Origin of the sequence: Flavobacterium sp. CHNK8, from assembly GCF_019774515.1 — a bacterium.
In the GTDB taxonomy this organism is placed as follows: domain Bacteria; phylum Bacteroidota; class Bacteroidia; order Flavobacteriales; family Flavobacteriaceae; genus Flavobacterium; species Flavobacterium tiangeerense.
On the sequence record NZ_CP081492.1, the window covers coordinates 628,541 to 648,855 of the forward strand.

Genomic DNA, 20,315 nt, shown 5'->3' on the forward strand with positions numbered 1-20,315 from the left:
TTATGAATTTTAAAACATTTTCAATTTTATTTTTAGTATTTTCACTAAGTATTGTTAGTGCTCAAGAATTTAAATTAGGTAAAGTTTCTATTGAGGAACTTCTAGAGAAGCAACATCCTAAAGATTCTACTGCTGCTGCAGCGATACTTTTCGAAAAAGGTAAAGTTGATTTTGAATATACCCAAAATGATGGGTTTAAAATGATAACAGAGGTTACAACTCGAATTAAAATATATAAAAAGGAAGGGTATGAATGGGCCAATAAAGCAGTTGGGTATTATGTTGGGTCAAACTCTAAGGATGTTTTGAATTTCTCGGATGTTGTTACTTATAATTTGGTAGACGGTAAAGTTGAAAAAACAAAACTTAAAAGTGATGGGCAATTTGATGAAAAAGTTAATAAATACTGGAATCAAAAAAAAATCACATTGCCTAATGTAAAAGTTGGTTCTATAATAGAATACAAGTATACTTTAAGTTCCACTCGTTTTAACGAGCTAACAGAGTGGAGTTTTCAATCCAGTATCCCAGTGAATTATTCAGAGTTTAGAACTCTTATCCCTGAGTATTTTGTATATAATCCGAATTTAAAAGGATTTATTTTTCCAAAAATATCAAAAGAAAACACGAGTAAATCATTAAGCTATTCTTATAGACCGTCTACTATCGCAGGAAATGCAATTCAATCTACTACTCAAGAAAAATTAGAATTCATAGAAAATAGAACTACTTACGTAACAGAAAATCTTCCTGCTATGAAACAGGAAGCTTATGTAAACAATATTTCAAATTATACCACTAGCGTAACCCATGAATTATCAGTGGTGAAATTTCCTAATCAGCCATTCAAAACATTATCAACTGATTGGGCTTCTGTTACTAAAACAATATATGATTATGATGATTTTGGACCTGAACTAAATAAAACGGGATATTTTGAAGAGGATTTAAAAAGTGTTATTAATGGACTTAACACGGCCGAAGAAAAGATAGTTGCGGTGTACAACCATGTTAAAAAATCAGTAAAATGGAATGGGTATTATGGTTATTCTTGTAACGATGGAGTAAAAAAAGCATATAAAGATAAAACCGGAAATGTTGCCGAAATCAATTTGATGCTCACGGCAATGTTGCGTTATGCTAACTTAAATGCCAATCCAGTACTAGTAAGTACCCGCTCAAATGGCGTCTCTTTTTTTCCAAATAGGTCAGCATTTAATTATGTTATTGCTGCCATAGAAGTAGCAGATGGATTGATATTATTAGATGCTACAGAACCATTTTCTTCACCAAATATATTGCCTTTGCGTGTTTTGAATTGGGAAGGAAGATTGATTCGCAAAGATGGAAGTTCAACTGAAGTTGATTTAATGCCAAAAAAACCATCAACTGATGCTGTAAGTATGAAATACACTTTTGCATCAACAGGTACAGTTTCAGGAAAATTAAGCCGTAAAAGAACGGATTATAATGCTATGATTTTTAGAAATAGTGCGGAGAGCATTAAAGAAGAGGTTTATTTGGAGAAATATGAAAATGATAATAAAAAAATAGAAGTTTCTGAATATGAAAGAGTTATAGATAAAAATCTGAATGCACCGGTAATAGAAAACATTACTTTTACAGGCGGAAATTTTAGCGAAGTTATTAATGGGTCAATTTACATCAACCCAATGCTCTTTTTTACATTAGAACAAAATCCTTTCAAACAGGAAACTAGAGATTATCCTATTGACTATGGTTTCCCAATAGTAGAAAAATATAATATAACGATTGATATTCCAGAAGGATATATTGTAGATACGATGCCTGTCCCAATAGTACTCAATATGGAGGATAATTTAGGTCAGTTTAAATTTTTGATTAATAAATCAGATATTGCTATTCAGATGGCTGTGTCATTTCAAATAAACACTCCTATTGTCACCACGGATTATTATGAAGCTCTTAAGGGCTTTTACCAGCGAATGATTGAAAAGCAAAATGAAAAAATCGTTTTTAAAAAGGCACAGTAAATGAAGTTTAATCTTTTTTTTGCAGGTATGGTTGTATTGTTTTTTTCTACAATGAATGCTCAAAACTCAGAGCCGGGAAATGTTACGGTTGACCAGCTTTTAGAGAAGTTTCATCCGCTAGATTCTACAGCAAATGCCGCTATTTTAACCAAAAAAGGAAGGACTTTTTTTAAATACAACATAAAAGATGGTTTTGTACTCAACCATGAATACTTTTTTAGAATTAAAGTTTATAAAAAAGAAGGGTTAAGTTGGGCAAACTTTCAAGTGCCTTATTATGTAGGGTATGAAGATTTACACGATGAGTCGGTTAGGTTTTCTAATGCATGTACTTATAATCTTGAAAACGGTAAAATTGTTAATACAAAGCTAAATAGTGAGGGAAGCTTTAAGAAAAATGTAAACTCCTATTGGAGCATTGCTTCTATTTCATTGCCAAATGTGAAAGTTGGTTCCGTAATAGAATTCAAATACACCATTAAATCAGAGAATATTGTAAAATTTCCAGTATATGAAAATCAATACAGTATACCATTAAATTATTCAGAATATCATACTGAAGTGCCAGAATTTTTTATTTACAAAACACTTCAAATAGGTACTACTAAAATAGATTCCGACTCCAAATTAGATAGCGGGTCACAATCTTTTGATAATGTATATGGGCAAAGAAGTAATATGAAGTATAAACAAATCAATAGTACTTACTTGACCAAAAATATTCCTGCTATTAAGGATGAAGATTATGTTGATAATATAAAAAATTATACTTCTGCCATTCAAAATGAGCTAGAACGTACCCGCTATCCTGATGAACCCGTAAAAGAGTATACGGTTACATGGGAAGGAGTATCAAGAAATATTTTTGAAAATAAGTCTTTTGGACCCGAACTCAATGAAAGACAATATGTATTACAAGATGTACAAAGAATAATCGCTAATGTAGTAGGAGAGGAAGAAAAACTTGCAATCATTTTTAAATTTGTTCAAAGTAAAATGAATTGGAATAATGAAAATGGATACTTCACGGATAAAGGTGTAAAAAAAGCTTATTTGGATCAGACAGGAAATGTTGCCGAAATAAATTTTATACTAATTGCCATGATGAAATTGGCGGGTTTAAATGCTAATCCTGTTTTAATAAGTACTGTTGATAATGGTATACCCATTTTTCCTAATCGTATAGTGTTTAATTATATTATTGCAAGTGCAGAAATTGATGGAAAATATATTCTTTTAGATGCAACAAACAAGTACACTTCGCAAAATGTACTACCGCTAAAAGCATTAAATAGGATAGGAAGGCTCATAAGGGAAGACGGATCTTCGCAAGAAATTAGTTTGGATCCAACCACAGTATCAAAATTAAATTATTCTGTAGTGTCTACGATTACTGATACAGGTACAATTACAGGTAAAATTATAGTGCAAAGATCCATGCATGAGGCATTTAGATTTAGAGAGCAATATGCCAATAGTAATAAGGATAACTATGTTGAATTTTTAGAAAATAATCTAGGTAGTATACAAATCAAGGATTATACTATTGAAAATAAGGTTGGGGATTTATCGAAACCTGTTACAGAAATTTTTTCTTTCAGTGCCGATAATCATTGTGAAAAGATAGCTGGTAAAATTTATGTTGATCCATTATTGTTTTTCACCACCGATAAAAATCCATTCAAACAAGAAAAGAGGCAAATGCCATTATTTTTTGGCTACCCATTACAAGAAAAATATATTGTAAACATAGAAGTTCCAGAAGGCTATGAAGTAGAATCCTTACCAAAGCCTGTAAAAATCGTTCTTGATGATAATATCGTCGTTTTCTCGATTAACGCTTTAGCGCAACAAAATAAGATACAATTAATAGTTACAAAAGAATTGAATACAGTTTTATTGGCGGAGGATTTTTATGAAGATTTAAAAAACTTTTATCAAAGAACTATCGAAATTCAAAAACAAAAAATCGTTCTCAAAAAAATATAAACAATGAACATAAAAAACGCACAACTCGAAGTAGACACCTGGATCAAAGAACATGGTGTTCGTTACTTTAACGAATTAACTAATATGGCTCAACTTACCGAGGAAGTAGGTGAAGTAGCCCGTATTATTGCCCGCCGGTACGGTGAACAGTCTGAAAAAGAAAGTGATAAAAATAAAGATCTTGGCGAAGAATTAGCAGATGTGGTTTTTGTAGTCTTGTGTTTAGCCAATCAAACGGGGATTGACTTACAAACTGCTTTCGATAAAAAGATGGATTTAAAATCCGTTAGAGATAAAGACCGTCACAAAAACAACGAGAAACTGAAATAATTTGTGTTGCTTTAATTATGAATTATAAATGTGGAGTGGTAAATTGCGAACTCGAATTATACCACTCATAATTCCTAATTCACAACTCATAATTACAAAAATGAATTTAAAAGTAACTGCAAATTCACCTTTTACGATTGACGATGCACAATTAAACATAACAGGTTCCAAAAGTGAAACCAATCGCCTGCTATTGTTACAGGCTTTGTTTCCTACTATTACGCTCAACAACACCTCTAATTCTGATGATAGCGAGGTCATGCAAAAAGCCTTGAAAGGCAATGCAGAAATAGTTGATATTCATCATGCAGGAACGGCTATGCGTTTCTTGACTGCTTATTATGCAGTGCATGAAGGTCATGAGGTAATACTGACAGGTTCTCAACGCATGACGGAACGTCCGATACAAGTTTTGGTCGAAGCGCTACAACAATTAGGAGCCGTAATAGCATACGAGAAAGAAGTAGGTTATCCGCCCATCAAAATTAGTGGTCAAAAAATAACCGCCTCAAAAGTGTCTATCCCGGCTAATGTAAGTAGTCAGTATATTTCTGCTTTGTTATTGGTGGCGCCAAAACTAGAGAACGGAATCGAAATTACATTGGTAGGTGAAATTACCTCCGTTCCCTACATCAAAATGACATTAGCATTATTATATGATTTAGAAGTCAAAACAAAGTTCGAAGGCAATGTAATTACGGTTTATCCTAAGAAAGAAGTAGTTGCAAAGTCTATGACAGTGGAGTCTGATTGGAGTTCGGCTTCGTATTTTTTCAGTCTAGTAGCACTTTCTAGTAAAGCTTCAATAACCTTAAAAAGTTACAAACAAGATAGTCTTCAGGGCGATTCCGCTTTGGTCGAAATTTACAAAGAACTTGGGGTTGTTACTCATTTTATCGGGGACCAGATGACCTTGAGCAAGCAATCTGATTTTAAGCTGCCGGAACAAATCAGTTTTGAATTAAACAACACACCTGACATAGCTCAAACCATTGTGGTTACTTGCCTTGGTTTAGGAATTGGCTGTCACCTTACAGGACTTCATACTTTAAAAATTAAAGAAACAGATAGGCTAGAAGCACTGCGAATTGAATTAACAAAATTAGGAGCAACTATTTCAGTGACACACGATAGTTTAACGCTTATATCGACCAAGGATTGTATCCCAAATGTATCTATAGCCACTTATAATGATCACCGCATGGCAATGGCATTTGCACCGCTTGCCATAAAAGTTCCCATAATTATTGAAAATGCCGAAGTAGTTTCAAAATCATATCCTGATTTTTGGGATGATTTAAGAACCATTGGGTTGCAGTGTCAAGATGAAATAGCGCTCTAAGTGCCCGCTAAACAACGACTTTTAAAAATAAACCCTAAAACACTTGACAACGCCTCTCTCACAATCGTATATTTGCACACGATTTATATCCAGTATCATTTAAATAGGTACTTCATAAATCATAACATATAACTTTTTCAAATGAAATTATCACATTTTCAATTCGATTTACCAAAAGAACTTCTTGCAGAATATCCTGCCGAAAACAGAGACGAAGCACGTTTAATGGTTATTGACCGTAAAAAACAAACCATAGAACACAAAATGTTCAAAGATGTTATTGATTATTTTGACGAAGGCGATGTCTTAATTTTAAATAATACTAAAGTTTTTCCGGCTCGTTTATACGGAAATAAAGAAAAAACTGGAGCAAGAATCGAAGTGTTTTTATTGAGAGAATTAAACTCTGAGCAAAGACTTTGGGATGTTCTTGTTGATCCAGCGCGTAAAATTAGAATTGGAAACAAACTATATTTTGGTGACGATGACTCTCTAGTTGCTGAGGTTATTGACAATACTACTTCTCGTGGTAGAACCCTGCGTTTTTTATATGATGGTTCTTACGAGGAATTCCGTAATAAATTAACAGAACTTGGTGAAACTCCAATCCCTAAATACATTTCTAGAGATGTAACTCCTGAGGATGCAGAGCGTTACCAAACTATCTATGCTAAAGAGGAAGGTTCTGTTGCAGCACCTACAGCTGGTTTGCATTTCTCTAAACATTTATTGAAAAAACTAGAAATAAAAGGTATCAATTTTGCCGAGGTTACGCTTCACGTAGGCTTAGGAACATTTAATCCTGTTGAGGTTGAAGATTTATCGAAACACAAAATGGATTCTGAGGAATTAAAAATTACTCAAGGAGCCTGTGATATCGTAAACGCAGCTAAAGCTAAAAAGAAACGCATTTGTTGCGTAGGGACAACTTCTATGCGCGCTGTAGAAAGTTCTGTTTCATCTCAAAACACACTTAATCCGTTTGACGGATGGACAAATAAATTTGTTTTTCCACCGCACGATTTTGCTATCCCAACGTGTATGATCACTAATTTTCATACTCCAAAATCAACATTATTAATGATGATTTCTGCTTTTTGTGGACACGATTTAATGAAAAGAGCATATGCCGAAGCAATCGAGGAGAAATATAAGTTTTACTCTTACGGTGATGCCATGTTGATTCTATAATAGAACAAAATCACATCATAAATATTAAATCTCGTCATTCGTGGCGAGATTTTTTTTTGGTGTGACCCTCCCAAAAAAAGGTCGGGTCGGGCTATCCGCTCTATCTTTATTTTCTTAAAGAAAGAAAATAAAGGATGCCGCTGTTATCCCTCACACAAACTCGTCCGTCAATCTAGATCCTCTTCTATCAGGATTTTTAATGATAAAGCTCAGATCTATATCTCGTTTTTAGGATTTTAAGAAGTTCCTAATTCGTTTAAACACTTGCTACTATCGTTGCATTTTTTGTACATTTACGAATCTAAACTGAACGTATGAAATTTCAAAATACCCTTGAATTTGCAAGGCAACTAGATATTCAAGATCCTTTAAACAAATACCAAGACGAGTTTATATTTCCGCAAGTAAACGGAAAAAAAGTAATTTATTTTACTGGAAATTCACTTGGATTGCAACCCAAACGCACCAAAGCTTTTGTAGATGAAGTCATGGATGATTGGGCAAACCTAGCTGTAGAAGGACATTTTTATAGCGATAAACCGTGGTGGGATTACCACGAACGTTTTGCTAATCCGTTAAGTAAAATTGTTGGCGCACTTCCTTCAGAGGTAACCGTGATGAATACCTTGACCGTGAACCTTCATTTATTGATGGTTTCTTTTTACCAACCTACAAAAACCAGATTCAAAATTATTTGTGAGGAGAAAGCATTTCCTTCGGATCAATATATGTTTCAAAGCCAAGTTGATTTTCATTCAAGATCGGTAGGTTTTGATCCCCATGAAGCATTACTAGAAATTAAAAGACGCGAAGGGGAACACAACATCCGTCTTGAAGATGTGTTAGCAAAAATAGAAGAAGTAGGTGATGAGTTGGCTTTGGTTCTCATTGGCGGAGTCAATTATTACACCGGTCAAGTTTTTGACATGAAAACGATAACTGCTGCAGGGCACAAAGCAGGTGCTTACGTAGGATGGGATTTGGCACATGCTGCAGGAAATGTAAAGCTAGAATTGCACAATTGGAATGTAGACTTTGCTTCATGGTGCAGTTATAAGTACATGAATTCAGGACCAGGAAATGCATCTGGCTGTTTTATTCATGAAAAGCATCATAACAATAGTGAACTTCCAAGATTTGCAGGATGGTGGGGACATAATAAAGAACGTCGATTTAAGATGGAGCAAACTTTTGATCCCGTTCACGGTGCCGATGGTTGGCAAATAAGTAATTTACCTATATTGTCATTAGCTCCTTATTTGGCATCAGTAACTATGTTTGATGAAGTAGGAATGGATGCTCTAATTCAAAAAAGAGACAATATCACATCCTATTTAGAGTTTATTTTGCATGAAATCGATAAAGAAGTTGAGAGTACTTTTGAAATCATTACACCACAAAACCCTTTAGAAAGAGCTTCCCAACTTTCTGTCTTACTGCATGGTGAAGGCCGTAGTTTGTTTGATTATTTAATGAAAAATGGGGTAATTACGGATTGGCGTGAACCTAATGTGATTCGTTTGGCGCCTGTGCCTTTATATACCTCTTATGCAGATATGTATGAGTTTGGCCAAATTTTAAAAAAAGGAATTTTAGAGAAAGCGAGTCTATGAATTATGTAAATTAAACTTGGAATTAGATAATTGAACTAGGGTTTTTATGTTGTTACTTTGTTGTTTAACAATAAAATAAAAATAATTATGAAAATAGTATACTTTATGCTACTTGCTATGGCGGTAGTTTCTTGTCAAAATCAAGGTAAAATGGATGTTGCAAAAGCAAAAGCAGCAACAGTTGATTCTATGAAAGTAGAAATGGAAAAGCAAAGAGTAATTGACTCTATGCAGCAAGTAATGGTGAAAATGGAAGAGGCTAAAGTCGAAACCCAAAAAGAAGTTGTTGTAGTTAATCAGCAAGCTCCTCAAGGGACAACAACTACAACTACCACAACTAAAAAGAAAGGTTGGAGTAGCACTGCCAAAGGAGCAGTAATTGGTGCAGGAGTAGGAGCAGCAACCGGAGCAATTATCAGTAAGAAAAAAGTGCAAGGTGCTATTATTGGTGGTGTTGCAGGTGCAGGAGTTGGTGCTGGAACAGGTGCAATTATTGACGGTAGTAAGAAAAACTAAATTCGTTTTTAGAAATAAAAAAGCGTTTCAATTCTGTTAGGAGTTGAAGCGCTTTTCTGTTTTAATAAGAATCCATATTGTTTATAATATCATTTGCTTTAAGCTTGATCTTGTATAAATCTTCAGGATCAATTTTTTTAAGAAGGTTGAGCATCATTCCCATGCGCTGGTTTCCCTTAAAATATTCTTTCTTGTCGTCCAGAAAATTCCAGTACAGCGTATTAAATGGGCAGCCTTTATCTCCAAATTTTTCTTTTACATTGTAGTGGCATGTAGCACAGTTGTTACTCATTTTATTGATATAACTCCCTGAGGAAACGTAAGGTTTTGTTGCGATAATTCCTCCATCTGCATATTGTGACATACCTCTTGTATTGGGCATTTCTACCCATTCAATGGCATCTATGTATACGCCTAGATACCAATTGTCTACTTCGTCAGGATGAATTTGCGTTAACAGAGTAAAATTCCCAATCACCATGAGGCGCTGTATGTGATGTGCATATGCATCCTTCAAACTTTGATTTATGGCGTGACTCATGCAATTCATTTTAGTTTGACCGGTCCAGAAAAAATCCGGAAGTTTATTGGTGTTGTTTAGAACATTCATATTTGCATAGTTGGGCATTTCTTTCCAGTAAATTCCTCTGATGTATTCACGCCAACCCAAAATTTGCCGAACAAAACCTTCAACTTGTGAAATGGAAATGCTGGATTCATGTTCATGATAATGTGCAACTACAGTTTCAATCACTTCTTTTGGCGAAAGCATTTTGCTATTCATGGCAAACGATAAACGAGAATGAAACAAATATTTTTCATCCGTATGCATGGCGTCTTCGTAGTCACCAAAATGAAGTAGCAAATGATCACAAAAATAATCAAGTTGTTTTAGCGCTTGCCCTCGGCTGGTAGGCCAGTCAAAGTTTTTTGGGTCAATTGTACCAAATGTATTGATGCCAGCTTTTTCAATTTGAGAGAGAAGCGCTTCAACATCGGTCCCAAATTTTTTTGCTGCAGGAACTGGAACTTCTCCTTTGTATTTTTTTCGATTATCAGCATCAAAATTCCATTGATTACCAACTGGCTTTGAGCCATCCATCAAAACATGGTGCTTTTTACGCATGTGTCGGTAAAAATTTTCCATTAGCAATAACTTCTTACCTTCAAAAAAATCGGTCAACTCCTCTCGTTTGGTGTAAAAATGTTCCGTATCGAATGCTTGGGTCTCAATGGTAAGTTTTGAGCAAATCAATTTTAATTGCTGATCCAGACGGTATTCGTCAGGCAGTTGATATTCAAATTTGGCAATGCTATATTTTTCAATACAATTGGCAATCAATTGATCTAAATTTTGAGGATTGTCTGAGGCTGTAATTTCGAAATAGAGTACTTGATGACCTTTATCTTTAAGGTCTGTGTAAAAATGCCTCATTGATTGAAAGAATGCCACAACCTTCTGTATGTGGTGCTTGACATAATCTGTTTCTTGACGCATTTCAGCAAGCAAATAAATGGTATTATTATCTTTTTCTTGAAACCAAGAGTGAGTGGCATTCAATTGATCACCAAGGATTAACCGTAGTTTTTTCATGTTTATTTTTTGAAAAAGGAAGTTGTTGGGATTTCTTTTCGGGCATACTGGAAACGGTCCAATAATTTGGGTAAACAATACCCGTCTAAACCATTTATAGCCACAACATTTCCACGATCTATTTGCAACCAGCCATCTTTATGTTCTAATTCTTCTTTGTAAAAGATATGTTCAATTGATGCAATAACATGTATGGTGTCATTTTCTACAATATGATATTCATTAACATATTTACACAATAATTGTACTGGACTCCCCTTAACAAAAGGAGTAGGGATGCCTTCTTTGAATTCCTCTTCAAGTGTTGTTTTGTCAAACTCAGAAACTCCTAATTCATAATTGGCCGAGGTGTGATGTGCAGCCTCAATCATATCTGCTGTGATGTGATTTACGGTAAAGTAGCCAGTATCTTTAATGTTTTTGTATGTATCTCTAGGAACCGTAGTGGGGCGCATAATAAACCCAATCATTGCAGGATTACTCCCCAAGTGGGTTACGCTACTAAAAATGGCAACATTTGATTTTCCGTCTATAGATTTTGTTCCCAATAGATTTGCTGATTTATATCCCGTACACGAATTGATTAAGTTTAATCTTTCAATTTTTTCCATTTGAGAGATGATATCTCTTGAAATATGTTTCATAAGTTGTATTATTTTAAACAAAGATACTTTTTGTTTAATTAATCATGAAATAAATTAAACAAAATATAGAAATTATAAATTATTTAATGAGAGACTACTCCCTTCGTAATTATTTGTTTCATTTCACTTCCAAATCCTATATATTTGTTTTTCAATTTATCCCATGATGAAAACACTAAAAAAATCTCTTTTTATTTTACTTGTACTAGTTGCCGTTTTAGCAGGTTCTATTTTTATCTACGCGCTATACTCAAAGCCTACATATGAGGGTGAGCTAGCGTTAAAAAACATTCAAAAAAAAACAACCGTTCATTTTGATGAATTTGGTGTCCCTCATATCTATGCTGAAAATTCAAAAGATGCCATGGTCGCGCTAGGTTATGTACATGCACAAGATCGATTATGGCAAATGGAACTAATGCGCCGCATAGCACCAGGAAGGTTGTCAGAAATCTTCGGATCAGTAGCGTTAAAAAATGATATCTTTTTTGCCGGATTAGGGATTGAAGAAGCTTCAGCCAAAGCAATAGCAGCATTAGATAAAAACAGTCCAAGTTACCAATTGACAATGTCTTATCTTGATGGAATTAATCAGTATTTAGACGAGGGTAAAACGCCAATAGAGTTTAGTTTGATTGGAGTGAAGAAAGAAAAGTTTACGATAAAGGATGTCTATAATATTTTTGGTTACATGTCTTTTAGTTTTGCAATGGCCCAAAAATCAGATCCTTTGTTAACAGATATTCGCAATAAATATGGTGCCGAATACCTTAAGGATTTAGGAATAAATGGTGAATTTAATACTACCAAAATAAAAAACGCATCCGAAAATCCCCAAGAGTATGCAGCTATATCTAAATCTATTGCACAACTTTTAGACCAGTCGCCTGTGTCTCCTTTTATAGGAAGTAACAGTTGGGTTATTGCGCCAAAGAAAACTAAAAACGGAAAAGTTATTTTTGCTAATGATCCACATATTGGGTTTTCTCAACCGGGAACTTGGTATGAAGCTCATATTGTAGTGCCAGATTTTGAGTTATATGGTTGTTATCTAGCAGGAACACCTTATCCTTTATTAGGACACAATAGAGATTATGCTTATGGATTGACCATGTTTGAGAATGATGATATCGATTTGTATCAAGAACAATCCAATCCCAAGAATAATAAAGAGTATAAAACTCCTAGTGGTTATGGGACATATGAAATTAGAAAAAAAACAATAAAAATTAAAGACTCAACAGATTGTGTTTTGAATGTGAAATTAACACGTCATGGACCTATAATGAATGACTTAATGGATGGTTTAGAGCCTAATAAGCCCGTTGCCTTATCTTGGATTTATACCCAACAACCCATCAATATTCTAGATGCAGTTTATTTTCTTTCGCATGCAAAAAGCAAAGCTGATTTTAGAAAAGGGGTTGCATTAATAACTGCTCCAGGATTAAATGTAATGTACGGAGATGCTAAAGGAAATGTAGCATGGTGGGCTACTGGTAAATTGTACAAACATAATAAAGGAGTAAATCCAAACTTTATCTTAGATGGAGCTTCGGGTAAGGATGATATTGTTTCGTTTTTGGATTTTTCTAAAAATCCTTCGGCAGTAAACCCAAGATGGAATTACGTTTATTCAGCAAATAATCAGCCGGAACCTATAGATGGATTTAATTATCCTGGATATTATTTACCAGAGGATCGCGCCAAAAGAATTGCTCAATTATTAGATTCTAATTCCTCTTGGGATAAAGAAGCTGTTGGAAACATGATTTTTGATAATGTTTCATCGGTTGCACCAAATGTAGTCAAGGAGTTGATTGTAAATTGCAGTTCTAAAGCACTTTCGAGTACTCAAAAACAAGCAATTTCAATTTTAAAAGATTGGAAAGGCTCTAATAATCTGGATGATGTAGCTCCTACAATTTACAACAAATGGGTCTATCAATATATGAAAAACACTTTTGAAGACGAGTTAGGAAAGGAAAAGTTTGAAATGTTCTTGGGTACGCATGTCATGAAACAGACTATTGCGAATCAAATACAGAATGTAAATTCTGTTTGGTGGGATAACATCAATACTAAAAACATTAAAGAAAACAGAGCGAATATAGTATTACAGTCATTTAAGGAGGCTATAGTTGCGCTTGAAAAACAATTGGGACCAGATGTATTGGCTTGGACTTGGAATAGAGTGCATACTTTAGAGCACCAGCATCCTTTGAGTAAAGTTGCTGTTTTGAAAAACATTTTCAATGTAGGTCCTTTTGAGGTATCAGGTTCTAGCGAGGTTATTAATAATTTATTTTTCAGTTATAATAGCAGTGGGGTTTATGATGTAAAAGGCGGGCCTTCTACCCGAAGAGTTATAGATTTTTCGGATATTGAAAACAGTTTGAGCATTTTGCCTACTGGACAATCAGGGAATCCCATGAGTGCCCATTATGATGACCAAGCGGAGTTGTACAATACGGGTAAATTTAGGAGGATGCTTTTAAACAAGGAAGAAATTCAAAGGACTTCTACTAAATTAATTTTTACTCCTAGTAAATAATGTTTAATTTTTAAGAGCTTAAACTAATTAATGAGTAGTTTTGCTTAACATATCATCAAAAATAATGCAAACACCTCAAAAAATTGCTGTAGTTGGTTCAGGTTTAGTAGGGACTCTATTGGCAATATATTTAAAAAAATTAGGGCATACTGTTCATGTTTATGATAGAAGTCCGGATATACGCAATATTCAATTTTCTGGTCGATCTATCAACTTAGTAATGTCTAATAGAGGATGGAAAACATTAGAGGATATAGGTCTTGATGATGAAATACGTGCTATCGGTATTCCTGTAGACAAACGAGGAATACATTTACAAGACGGAAGTTATGTAACTCAAAATTATGGTAAGGAGGGAGAGGCCATTTTTTCACTTTCAAGAGGGATTTTAAACCGTAAAATGATAGATCTTGCCGAAAAGGAAGGGGTGGAATTCTTTTTTAATCAAAAAATATGGGACGTCACCTTAAATGATGCTACTTTACACATAGGTGAAACGGAGCGTGGTGAATGGACAGAAATTAAATTTGATAAAGTTTTTGGAGCTGATGGTGCTTTTTCACGCATTAGACACAAAATGCAACGTCAATCGATGTTCAATTATTCTCAAGAGTTCATGAAAATAGGATACAAGGAATTACATATTCCTGCAAATCCTGATGGTTCACATAAAATAGATGCCAACTCATTACACATTTGGCCAAGAGGAGATTTTATGTTAATGGGTTTATCTAATCTTGATGGTAGTTTTACATGTACTCTTTTTATGCCTTTTGAGGGAGATAATTCATTTGAAAAGCTAAAAACGGAGAAAGACTTGGTTGATTTTTTTGCTAAATTCTTCCCTGATACAAAAGCTGTAATCCCAAATCTGGTGGAAGATTTTTTTAAAAACCCAACCAGTTATTTAGTTAAAATGAAATGCTATCCTTGGACCTATGATGACAAAGTTGCTTTAATAGGTGATGCTGCTCATGCAATTGTACCTTTTTATGGACAAGGGATGAATGCAGGTTTTGAAGACATTACGATTTTACAAGACTGTATTGATAAACATGGGGACAACTGGCGAGCAATTTTCTTAGAATATGAGCAACTTCGCAAACCAAATGCGGATGCAATTGCAGAATTAGCAGAAAGAAACTTCATGGAAATGAGCTCAAAAACTGCCGATGAGAATTTTTTATTACAAAAGAAAATTGAAAAATGGTTCTCAGACAAACATCCTGAAAAATGGACGCCGCTTTATAGTTTGGTTACTTTTAGTCTTACGCCTTATGCCGAAGCGCTGGCTCTTGGTGAATACCAAAATAAAATTATGGAAGAAGTGTTAAAGATGGATAATATCACAGCAATTTGGGATTCCAAAAAAGTAGAAGATAAAATACTGGAACTTTTACAATAAAACAAAGGACTCTTTTTATAGTCCTTTGTTGTTTTTGTAGTTATTTTTTTGTGGCGGGTTTTAGTAACACACGCAACGTACTGTCATTATTAAAGTAACTAAACATCCAGTTTACAAAAATAGAGAGTTTATTCTTTACACTCAATATTAGCATGAGGTGAATAAACATCCAAGTGAACCAGGCCAATCGTCCTTGAAAACTAAATTTTGGTAAATCTACAACTGCTTTTCTTTTACCTACGGTAGCCATGGAGCCTTTGTCGTGGTATTCATATTCAATTCTTGACGTATTCTTTAAGTCTAATTTAAAATTTTTAGCGAGAATTTTAGCTTGTTCTATCGCTACACTTGCTACTTGTGGGTGGCCGTTGGGATATTTAGGTGTAGTCATAAACGCAATATCCCCTAGGGCATAAACAGAATTTAATCCAGTGATACCATTAAAACGGTCCACTAGAAAACGATTACCTCTTGTTAATGCACTTGTTGGTATTCCTTCTAGAGTATTTCCAGTAATACCTGCAGCCCATATTACATTTTTTGAACGGATGATTTCTCCATTTTGTAAGCTTACCGTTTCCCCGTCATAATGACTTACAAGGGTATTGGTCATTACAATTACTCCTAAATCCTCAAGATATTTCTTAGACATTTTTTGGGAGTCAACACTCATTGGATTCAAAACATTGGGTGAACCCTCCAGTAAATAAATGGTAAGTTTTGAAAAATCTTTATCAGGATAATCCTTTGGGAGTATGTTTTTTTTCATCTCAGCAAGAGCTCCAGCTAGCTCAACGCCAGTCGGTCCACCACCTACTACAATAAAATTCATTAAAGATTGTAATTCTTCAGCAGGTGCAATCAAGGCGTCCTCAAAGGTTTGCAAAATTTGGTTTCTCAATTGTATAGCTTCAGGTACTGATTTCATTGGGAATGCATGTTTCTCAATTTCAGTATTGCCAAAATAATTTGTGGTACAACCAAAAGCAACCACTAAGTAATCATAATCAAAATCAGCAATGGAGGTTTGGAGAGTTCTATTTTGAGTATCCACACTAATAACATCAGCAATTCGGATACGAACATTTTTTGAATGTTGAAATACTTTTCTCAACGGAAAAGAAATACTTGCAGGCTCCAGTCTAGCAGTGGCTACTTGATACATCAAAGGTTGAAATTGATGGTAATTGTTTTTATCAATCAATAAAACGTCGTAAGCAGTGTTTTCTAAGTCTTGCGCTAATCTTAAACCAGCGAAACCAGCTCCAATGATTACAATTTTTTTCTGATGTTCCATGTTTGTTTTCTTTTATACGTATAAAGATACCATTTATCTTTTGCTTACGCTTCTCTGTTAACTTTTTCTATCGAAAATGCAGGTTTGCAAATAGCGATATATTCACAAGGCTCGTCAAAGGGATTGGAATATTGCACTCGTGTATTTTTTTCAATTTTTATTGATTGACCCGCTTCAAGAATAACAACTTCGCCTTCTATTATGAATTGTTTTTTACCACTAATAATATAGGTATACTCCTCAAATTGGGGAGTTTGAAAAGGCTCACTCCACTTTGGGGGAGCAACCATGTGTGCAATTGAGATGTCGTTGTTTTGAGTTGCAATTAAGCCATGGTGTTCTTCAATCAATTTTCCGTCAGTGGTTGGGACTACAAAAGGGTTATTTTGAACTAAATATTTTTTCATATTTTGATTTTATAGCATTACTTTTTAAATATCTTAGTTAAAACTCCAAATACTCCTCGGATAAAAGTTGCACTCGTAAGTACTTTTAAAACAGATTTACCCACAACGCTAGCAGTGCTTGGCCCTTCATTTTTCTCTTTTTCAATTTTTTCTTCCTCAGTATTTTCAGCTACGCTTTCATTGACCTCGGTAATCTTTTTTTGCAGCATTTCATAGGCGCTTTCTCTGTCTACAACAGCGCCGTATTTTGAGACAAGTTTCGAAGAATTATTAATAGCGTCAATTTCACCTTCGGTTAAAATATCCATTCGACTCATAGGTGCTCTCATCATGGTTGCAGCAAGAGGAGTAGGGATACCCTTTTCATTTAATGCTGTAACAAGTGCTTCTCCAATACCTAGACTTGTAAGGACATCTTCAGTGGTATAATATTCAGAGGTAGGATAATTATCGGCAGTTTGTTTGATGGATTTTCGGTCATTGGCTGTAAAAGCCCTTAGTGCATGTTGTATTTTTAAACCTAATTGAGCAAGAACACCACTAGGGATGTCCATTGGGTTTTGAGTTATAAAATAAATCCCAATACCTTTTGATCGAACTAGTTTTACAATAGTTTCAATTTGTTCTAATAATGTTTTGCTAGCTTCGTTGAATATCAAATGCGCTTCGTCTATGAAAATGACTAGTTCAGGTTGTTCAGCATCTCCTTGTTCAGGCATCTGTTGGTAAATCTCTGCTAATAAACTCAACATAAAAGTCGAAAACAATTTCGGTTTGTCTTGAATATCTGTTAGGCGCAAGATATTCACGTATCCTTTGCCTTTTTCATCTATGCGCATCAAATCATTGATGTCAAATGACATTTCGCCAAAAAACAAATCGGCTCCTTGTTGTTCAAGTTCAATTATTTTTCGCAGGATAGTCCCCGTTGTAGCAGTTGATATCTTTCCATATAATTCTTCAATCTCTTCTTTACCTTCTTCTGTAATGTAGTTGATAACCTTTTTGATGTCTTTTAAATCGAGTAATGGCATTTTATTGTCATCACAATATTTAAAAATTACAGCTACAACTCCAGCTTGCGTATCATTTAAATTGAGAATCCTAGAAAAAAGTACTGGTCCAAATTCTGAAACAGTGGCTCGCAATCGCACTCCGTTTTGCTCAGACAAGGTTAATAGTTCAACTGGAAAACTTTCTGTATTGTAAGGAATGTTGATTTTGGCATGGCGGTCAGTTATAAAATCTTTTTCTTCTCCTTCTCTAGCAATTCCACTAAAATCACCTTTTATATCCATCATTAATACGGGAATACCAAAAGAGGAAAGCTGTTCAGAGAGTACTTGAATTGTTTTTGTTTTTCCAGTACCTGTAGCGCCAGCGATTAATCCGTGGCGGTTAAGTGTTTTTAACGGTATTTTTACATAAGTATTTGGTACAGCTTCTCCATCTAAAATAGCACCGCCTAGGGTTATACTTTCGCCTTTTGATTGAAAGCCTTGTGTTATATACGTGGTGAAATCATCTTTTTTGCTCATAATAGGTTTGAATTTAAATCGTATGCAAGTTATTATTTTTTTATAAAACCAACAATTTAAGTATTTCCTGCAGTGTTAAAGCTTTTTTGTTATAAAAAAGGTAAAATATATTTTTTTTACTGCATGTCTTGTTTTTGAAATATTATAATAAATTTTCTTAAAAAATTAAATTATTTTTCGTGAAAACATTCAATTATATGTGAATATGGATTGAAATGAAGATATTGGGCTTTAGAATGTGTTATTGAAATAAATTTAATTACAATTAAATAAAAAAAAGTTTTTTTATTTGAACTAAAAATATAAATTTGCCTAACTACAAGTTTAATATAACTAAGATAAATTTATTTAAAACTATTAAAATTAAAAAAAATGGCAAACGTTAAAAAAGAAAAAGCGGCGAACGGAGGAGGAATGATTTCAGGAATCATTATTGTAGCATGTATCTTTGTTGGATGGTTAATTTGGAATTTCATAATGGGTAACGGCGCTAATTTTGAAGGCGGAGTTAATACAGGTCACCCACTTCCAGGAAATATGTTGGCAATGGTATACAAAGGAGGTCCAATTGTACCAGTTTTGTTAGGGTTACTTTTAATGGTTGTTGTATTCTCATTTGAGCGTTATGCTGTAATTTCAAAAGCAGCTGGTAAAGGAAATCTTGATCAGTTCATGACTAACTTACAAAAAGATATTAAAGCTGGAAATATTGAAGGAGCTATTGCTGCTTGTGACAAACAAAAAGGTTCTGTTGCTAACCCAATCAAATCTGCTTTATTGAAATACCAAGAGGTTAAAAGAGAAGGTTTTGATAGTGAAGCTGCTGCTGAAACAATCCACAAAGAAATTGAAGAAGTTACTTCATTAGAAATGCCAATGTTAGAGAAGCACATGACTGTACTTTCTACAATGGTATCTTTAGGAACTCTTGCAGGATTGTTAGGAACTGTAACGGGGATGATTAAAGCATTTAGTGCATTATCTGCTGCAGGTACTCCTGATCAAGCTGCTCTTGCAAATGGTATCTCTGAGGCCTTGATCAACACGGCTACAGGTATCTCTACTTCTGCTTTAGCAATTATTGCTTACAACTTCTTTACTTCTAAAATTGATACTTTGACTTATTCTATTGATGAGGCTGGTAATACAATTGTGAACACATACAGACACTTCAGAAGTGCTCAAAAATAATTAATAATTTATTTTGCAAGAAAGTAGCTCAATTTTTGCTGCTGCTTTCTTGTAAATATTAAAAAATATATTAATGGCTATAAAAATGAAGAAAAAAGCAGGGTCTACGGACATGACTGCTATGTGTGATGTGGCTTTTTTATTGTTGTCATTTTTCGTAATGACTGCAACTGCAAAAATCCCTGAAGCATTGCCAGTTGATACCCCTGCATCAACAGTTCAGTCTAAATTGCCAGAAGATAATTTAGCAACCGTTACCATAGGTAAAGGAAAAGTATTTTATGATTTAAAAGGTAGAGAAGTTCGTAAAGAAGCTTTGCAATTAATGGGTCAAAAATATGGTGTTGAATTTACTGAAAGTGAAACAGAAACATTTGCTTTGATGGAAGGTATTGGAGTTCCAATCGCTAACCTGAAACAGCTTATTGCAATGAAAACTGCGGATAGAAACAAACCAGGTGTTCAGCCAGGTGTGCCTAAAGATTCTCTTGATAATCAATTGAAAGAATGGATTTACAATTCTAGAATTGCAAATATTAAAGTGAATGACAAAGAATTGCAAATAGCTATAAAAGGTGATTCAAAAGAAGAATATCCTGCTATTAAAAAAGTAATGGATATTTTACAAGAACAAAAAATCAATAACTTCAATTTGGTTACTGGTTTGAGAGCAACTGAGAAATAATTAA

The 20,315-nt window shown here is 34.3% G+C and carries 16 protein-coding genes; 11 read left to right on the forward strand and 5 right to left on the reverse strand.

Annotated elements, in window-relative coordinates; genetic code table 11:
• Nucleotides 1-2 precede the first annotated feature (2 nt).
• The 7 genes from K5V07_RS02595 (at nt 3) to K5V07_RS02625 (ending at nt 8,996) form a co-directional block, all read left to right on the forward strand.
• On the forward strand, nt 3-2,015 hold the full coding sequence (locus tag K5V07_RS02595; RefSeq protein ID WP_221916275.1) for a DUF3857 domain-containing protein: 2,013 nt from the start codon (nt 3-5) through the stop codon (nt 2,013-2,015).
• Nucleotides 2,016-4,004 carry a DUF3857 domain-containing protein gene (locus K5V07_RS02600; RefSeq protein WP_221916277.1) on the forward strand — a complete coding sequence of 663 codons (1,989 nt, stop codon included), beginning with the start codon at nt 2,016-2,018 and terminating at the stop codon, nt 4,002-4,004. It begins immediately after the preceding gene.
• A gap of 3 nt (nt 4,005-4,007) precedes the next feature.
• Nucleotides 4,008-4,334 carry a nucleotide pyrophosphohydrolase gene (locus tag K5V07_RS02605; RefSeq protein ID WP_221916278.1) on the forward strand — a complete coding sequence of 109 codons (327 nt, stop codon included), beginning with the start codon at nt 4,008-4,010 and terminating at the stop codon, nt 4,332-4,334.
• A gap of 100 nt (nt 4,335-4,434) precedes the next feature.
• Complete coding sequence (locus tag K5V07_RS02610) at nt 4,435-5,676, forward strand: 3-phosphoshikimate 1-carboxyvinyltransferase (protein ID WP_221916279.1); 1,242 nt, start codon at nt 4,435-4,437, stop codon at nt 5,674-5,676.
• 141 nt (nt 5,677-5,817) lie between these two features.
• Entirely contained in the window at nt 5,818-6,867 is a 1,050-nt protein-coding gene (gene queA, locus K5V07_RS02615; RefSeq protein ID WP_144891626.1) for a tRNA preQ1(34) S-adenosylmethionine ribosyltransferase-isomerase QueA, read from the forward strand.
• Between the two features lie 314 nt (nt 6,868-7,181).
• Nucleotides 7,182-8,480: a kynureninase gene (gene kynU, locus K5V07_RS02620; RefSeq protein WP_221916280.1), complete on the forward strand. Its 1,299-nt coding sequence runs from the start codon at nt 7,182-7,184 to the stop codon at nt 8,478-8,480.
• An 87-nt stretch (nt 8,481-8,567) separates the two neighbouring features.
• Complete coding sequence (locus K5V07_RS02625; protein ID WP_182651522.1) at nt 8,568-8,996, forward strand: YMGG-like glycine zipper-containing protein; 429 nt, start codon at nt 8,568-8,570, stop codon at nt 8,994-8,996.
• Nucleotides 8,997-9,057: 61 nt separating this feature from the next.
• Here K5V07_RS02625 and K5V07_RS02630 read toward each other — a convergent pair whose 3' ends face one another.
• Together K5V07_RS02630 and K5V07_RS02635 are read right to left on the reverse strand one after the other, a co-directional pair.
• Nucleotides 9,058-10,590 (reverse strand): cryptochrome/photolyase family protein, encoded by a 1,533-nt coding sequence (locus K5V07_RS02630; protein ID WP_221916281.1) that lies wholly within the window; start codon nt 10,588-10,590, stop codon nt 9,058-9,060.
• Nucleotides 10,591-10,592: 2 nt separating this feature from the next.
• Nucleotides 10,593-11,234, reverse strand: coding sequence for a flavin reductase family protein (locus K5V07_RS02635; protein ID WP_182651520.1), 642 nt, complete (start codon nt 11,232-11,234; stop codon nt 10,593-10,595).
• A gap of 166 nt (nt 11,235-11,400) precedes the next feature.
• Between K5V07_RS02635 and K5V07_RS02640 the strand changes: the two genes are divergently transcribed.
• Both K5V07_RS02640 and K5V07_RS02645 read left to right on the forward strand, forming a co-directional pair.
• Nucleotides 11,401-13,788 (forward strand): penicillin acylase family protein, encoded by a 2,388-nt coding sequence (locus tag K5V07_RS02640; protein ID WP_221918127.1) that lies wholly within the window; start codon nt 11,401-11,403, stop codon nt 13,786-13,788.
• Nucleotides 13,789-13,852: 64 nt separating this feature from the next.
• A complete protein-coding gene (locus tag K5V07_RS02645) occupies nt 13,853-15,193 on the forward strand; it encodes an NAD(P)/FAD-dependent oxidoreductase (RefSeq protein ID WP_221916282.1) in 1,341 nt (446 codons plus the stop codon).
• Between the two features lie 40 nt (nt 15,194-15,233).
• On the opposite strand, the gene K5V07_RS02650 is transcribed toward K5V07_RS02645, so the two are convergent.
• Genes K5V07_RS02650 through K5V07_RS02660 form a run of 3 tightly spaced genes read right to left on the reverse strand, consistent with a single transcriptional unit; the run spans nt 15,234 to nt 18,435 of the window.
• Entirely contained in the window at nt 15,234-16,490 is a 1,257-nt protein-coding gene (locus K5V07_RS02650) for an NAD(P)/FAD-dependent oxidoreductase (RefSeq protein WP_221916283.1), read from the reverse strand.
• 44 nt (nt 16,491-16,534) lie between these two features.
• Complete coding sequence (locus K5V07_RS02655) at nt 16,535-16,897, reverse strand: cupin domain-containing protein (protein ID WP_221916284.1); 363 nt, start codon at nt 16,895-16,897, stop codon at nt 16,535-16,537.
• Nucleotides 16,898-16,914: 17 nt separating this feature from the next.
• Nucleotides 16,915-18,435, reverse strand: coding sequence for a helicase HerA-like domain-containing protein (locus tag K5V07_RS02660; protein WP_221916286.1), 1,521 nt, complete (start codon nt 18,433-18,435; stop codon nt 16,915-16,917).
• Nucleotides 18,436-18,807: 372 nt separating this feature from the next.
• Here K5V07_RS02660 and K5V07_RS02665 point away from each other — a divergent pair, with 372 nt between their 5' ends.
• Together K5V07_RS02665 and K5V07_RS02670 are read left to right on the forward strand one after the other, a co-directional pair.
• Complete coding sequence (locus tag K5V07_RS02665) at nt 18,808-19,626, forward strand: MotA/TolQ/ExbB proton channel family protein (protein ID WP_221916288.1); 819 nt, start codon at nt 18,808-18,810, stop codon at nt 19,624-19,626.
• Between the two features lie 85 nt (nt 19,627-19,711).
• Nucleotides 19,712-20,311 carry a biopolymer transporter ExbD gene (locus tag K5V07_RS02670; protein WP_255577500.1) on the forward strand — a complete coding sequence of 200 codons (600 nt, stop codon included), beginning with the start codon at nt 19,712-19,714 and terminating at the stop codon, nt 20,309-20,311.
• Nucleotides 20,312-20,315: the final 4 nt, after the last annotated feature.

Coding starts and splice junctions, on each gene's coding strand:
- K5V07_RS02595 (WP_221916275.1), top strand. CDS start 3: ATGAATTTTAAAACATTTTCAATTTTATTTTTAGTATTTTCACTAAGT.
- K5V07_RS02600 (WP_221916277.1), top strand. CDS start 2,016: ATGAAGTTTAATCTTTTTTTTGCAGGTATGGTTGTATTGTTTTTTTCT.
- K5V07_RS02605 (WP_221916278.1), top strand. CDS start 4,008: ATGAACATAAAAAACGCACAACTCGAAGTAGACACCTGGATCAAAGAA.
- K5V07_RS02610 (WP_221916279.1), top strand. CDS start 4,435: ATGAATTTAAAAGTAACTGCAAATTCACCTTTTACGATTGACGATGCA.
- queA (WP_144891626.1), top strand. CDS start 5,818: ATGAAATTATCACATTTTCAATTCGATTTACCAAAAGAACTTCTTGCA.
- kynU (WP_221916280.1), top strand. CDS start 7,182: ATGAAATTTCAAAATACCCTTGAATTTGCAAGGCAACTAGATATTCAA.
- K5V07_RS02625 (WP_182651522.1), top strand. CDS start 8,568: ATGAAAATAGTATACTTTATGCTACTTGCTATGGCGGTAGTTTCTTGT.
- K5V07_RS02630 (WP_221916281.1), bottom strand. CDS start 10,590: ATGAAAAAACTACGGTTAATCCTTGGTGATCAATTGAATGCCACTCAC.
- K5V07_RS02635 (WP_182651520.1), bottom strand. CDS start 11,234: ATGAAACATATTTCAAGAGATATCATCTCTCAAATGGAAAAAATTGAA.
- K5V07_RS02640 (WP_221918127.1), top strand. CDS start 11,401: ATGAAAACACTAAAAAAATCTCTTTTTATTTTACTTGTACTAGTTGCC.
- K5V07_RS02645 (WP_221916282.1), top strand. CDS start 13,853: ATGCAAACACCTCAAAAAATTGCTGTAGTTGGTTCAGGTTTAGTAGGG.
- K5V07_RS02650 (WP_221916283.1), bottom strand. CDS start 16,490: ATGGAACATCAGAAAAAAATTGTAATCATTGGAGCTGGTTTCGCTGGT.
- K5V07_RS02655 (WP_221916284.1), bottom strand. CDS start 16,897: ATGAAAAAATATTTAGTTCAAAATAACCCTTTTGTAGTCCCAACCACT.
- K5V07_RS02660 (WP_221916286.1), bottom strand. CDS start 18,435: ATGAGCAAAAAAGATGATTTCACCACGTATATAACACAAGGCTTTCAA.
- K5V07_RS02665 (WP_221916288.1), top strand. CDS start 18,808: ATGGCAAACGTTAAAAAAGAAAAAGCGGCGAACGGAGGAGGAATGATT.
- K5V07_RS02670 (WP_255577500.1), top strand. CDS start 19,712: ATGAAGAAAAAAGCAGGGTCTACGGACATGACTGCTATGTGTGATGTG.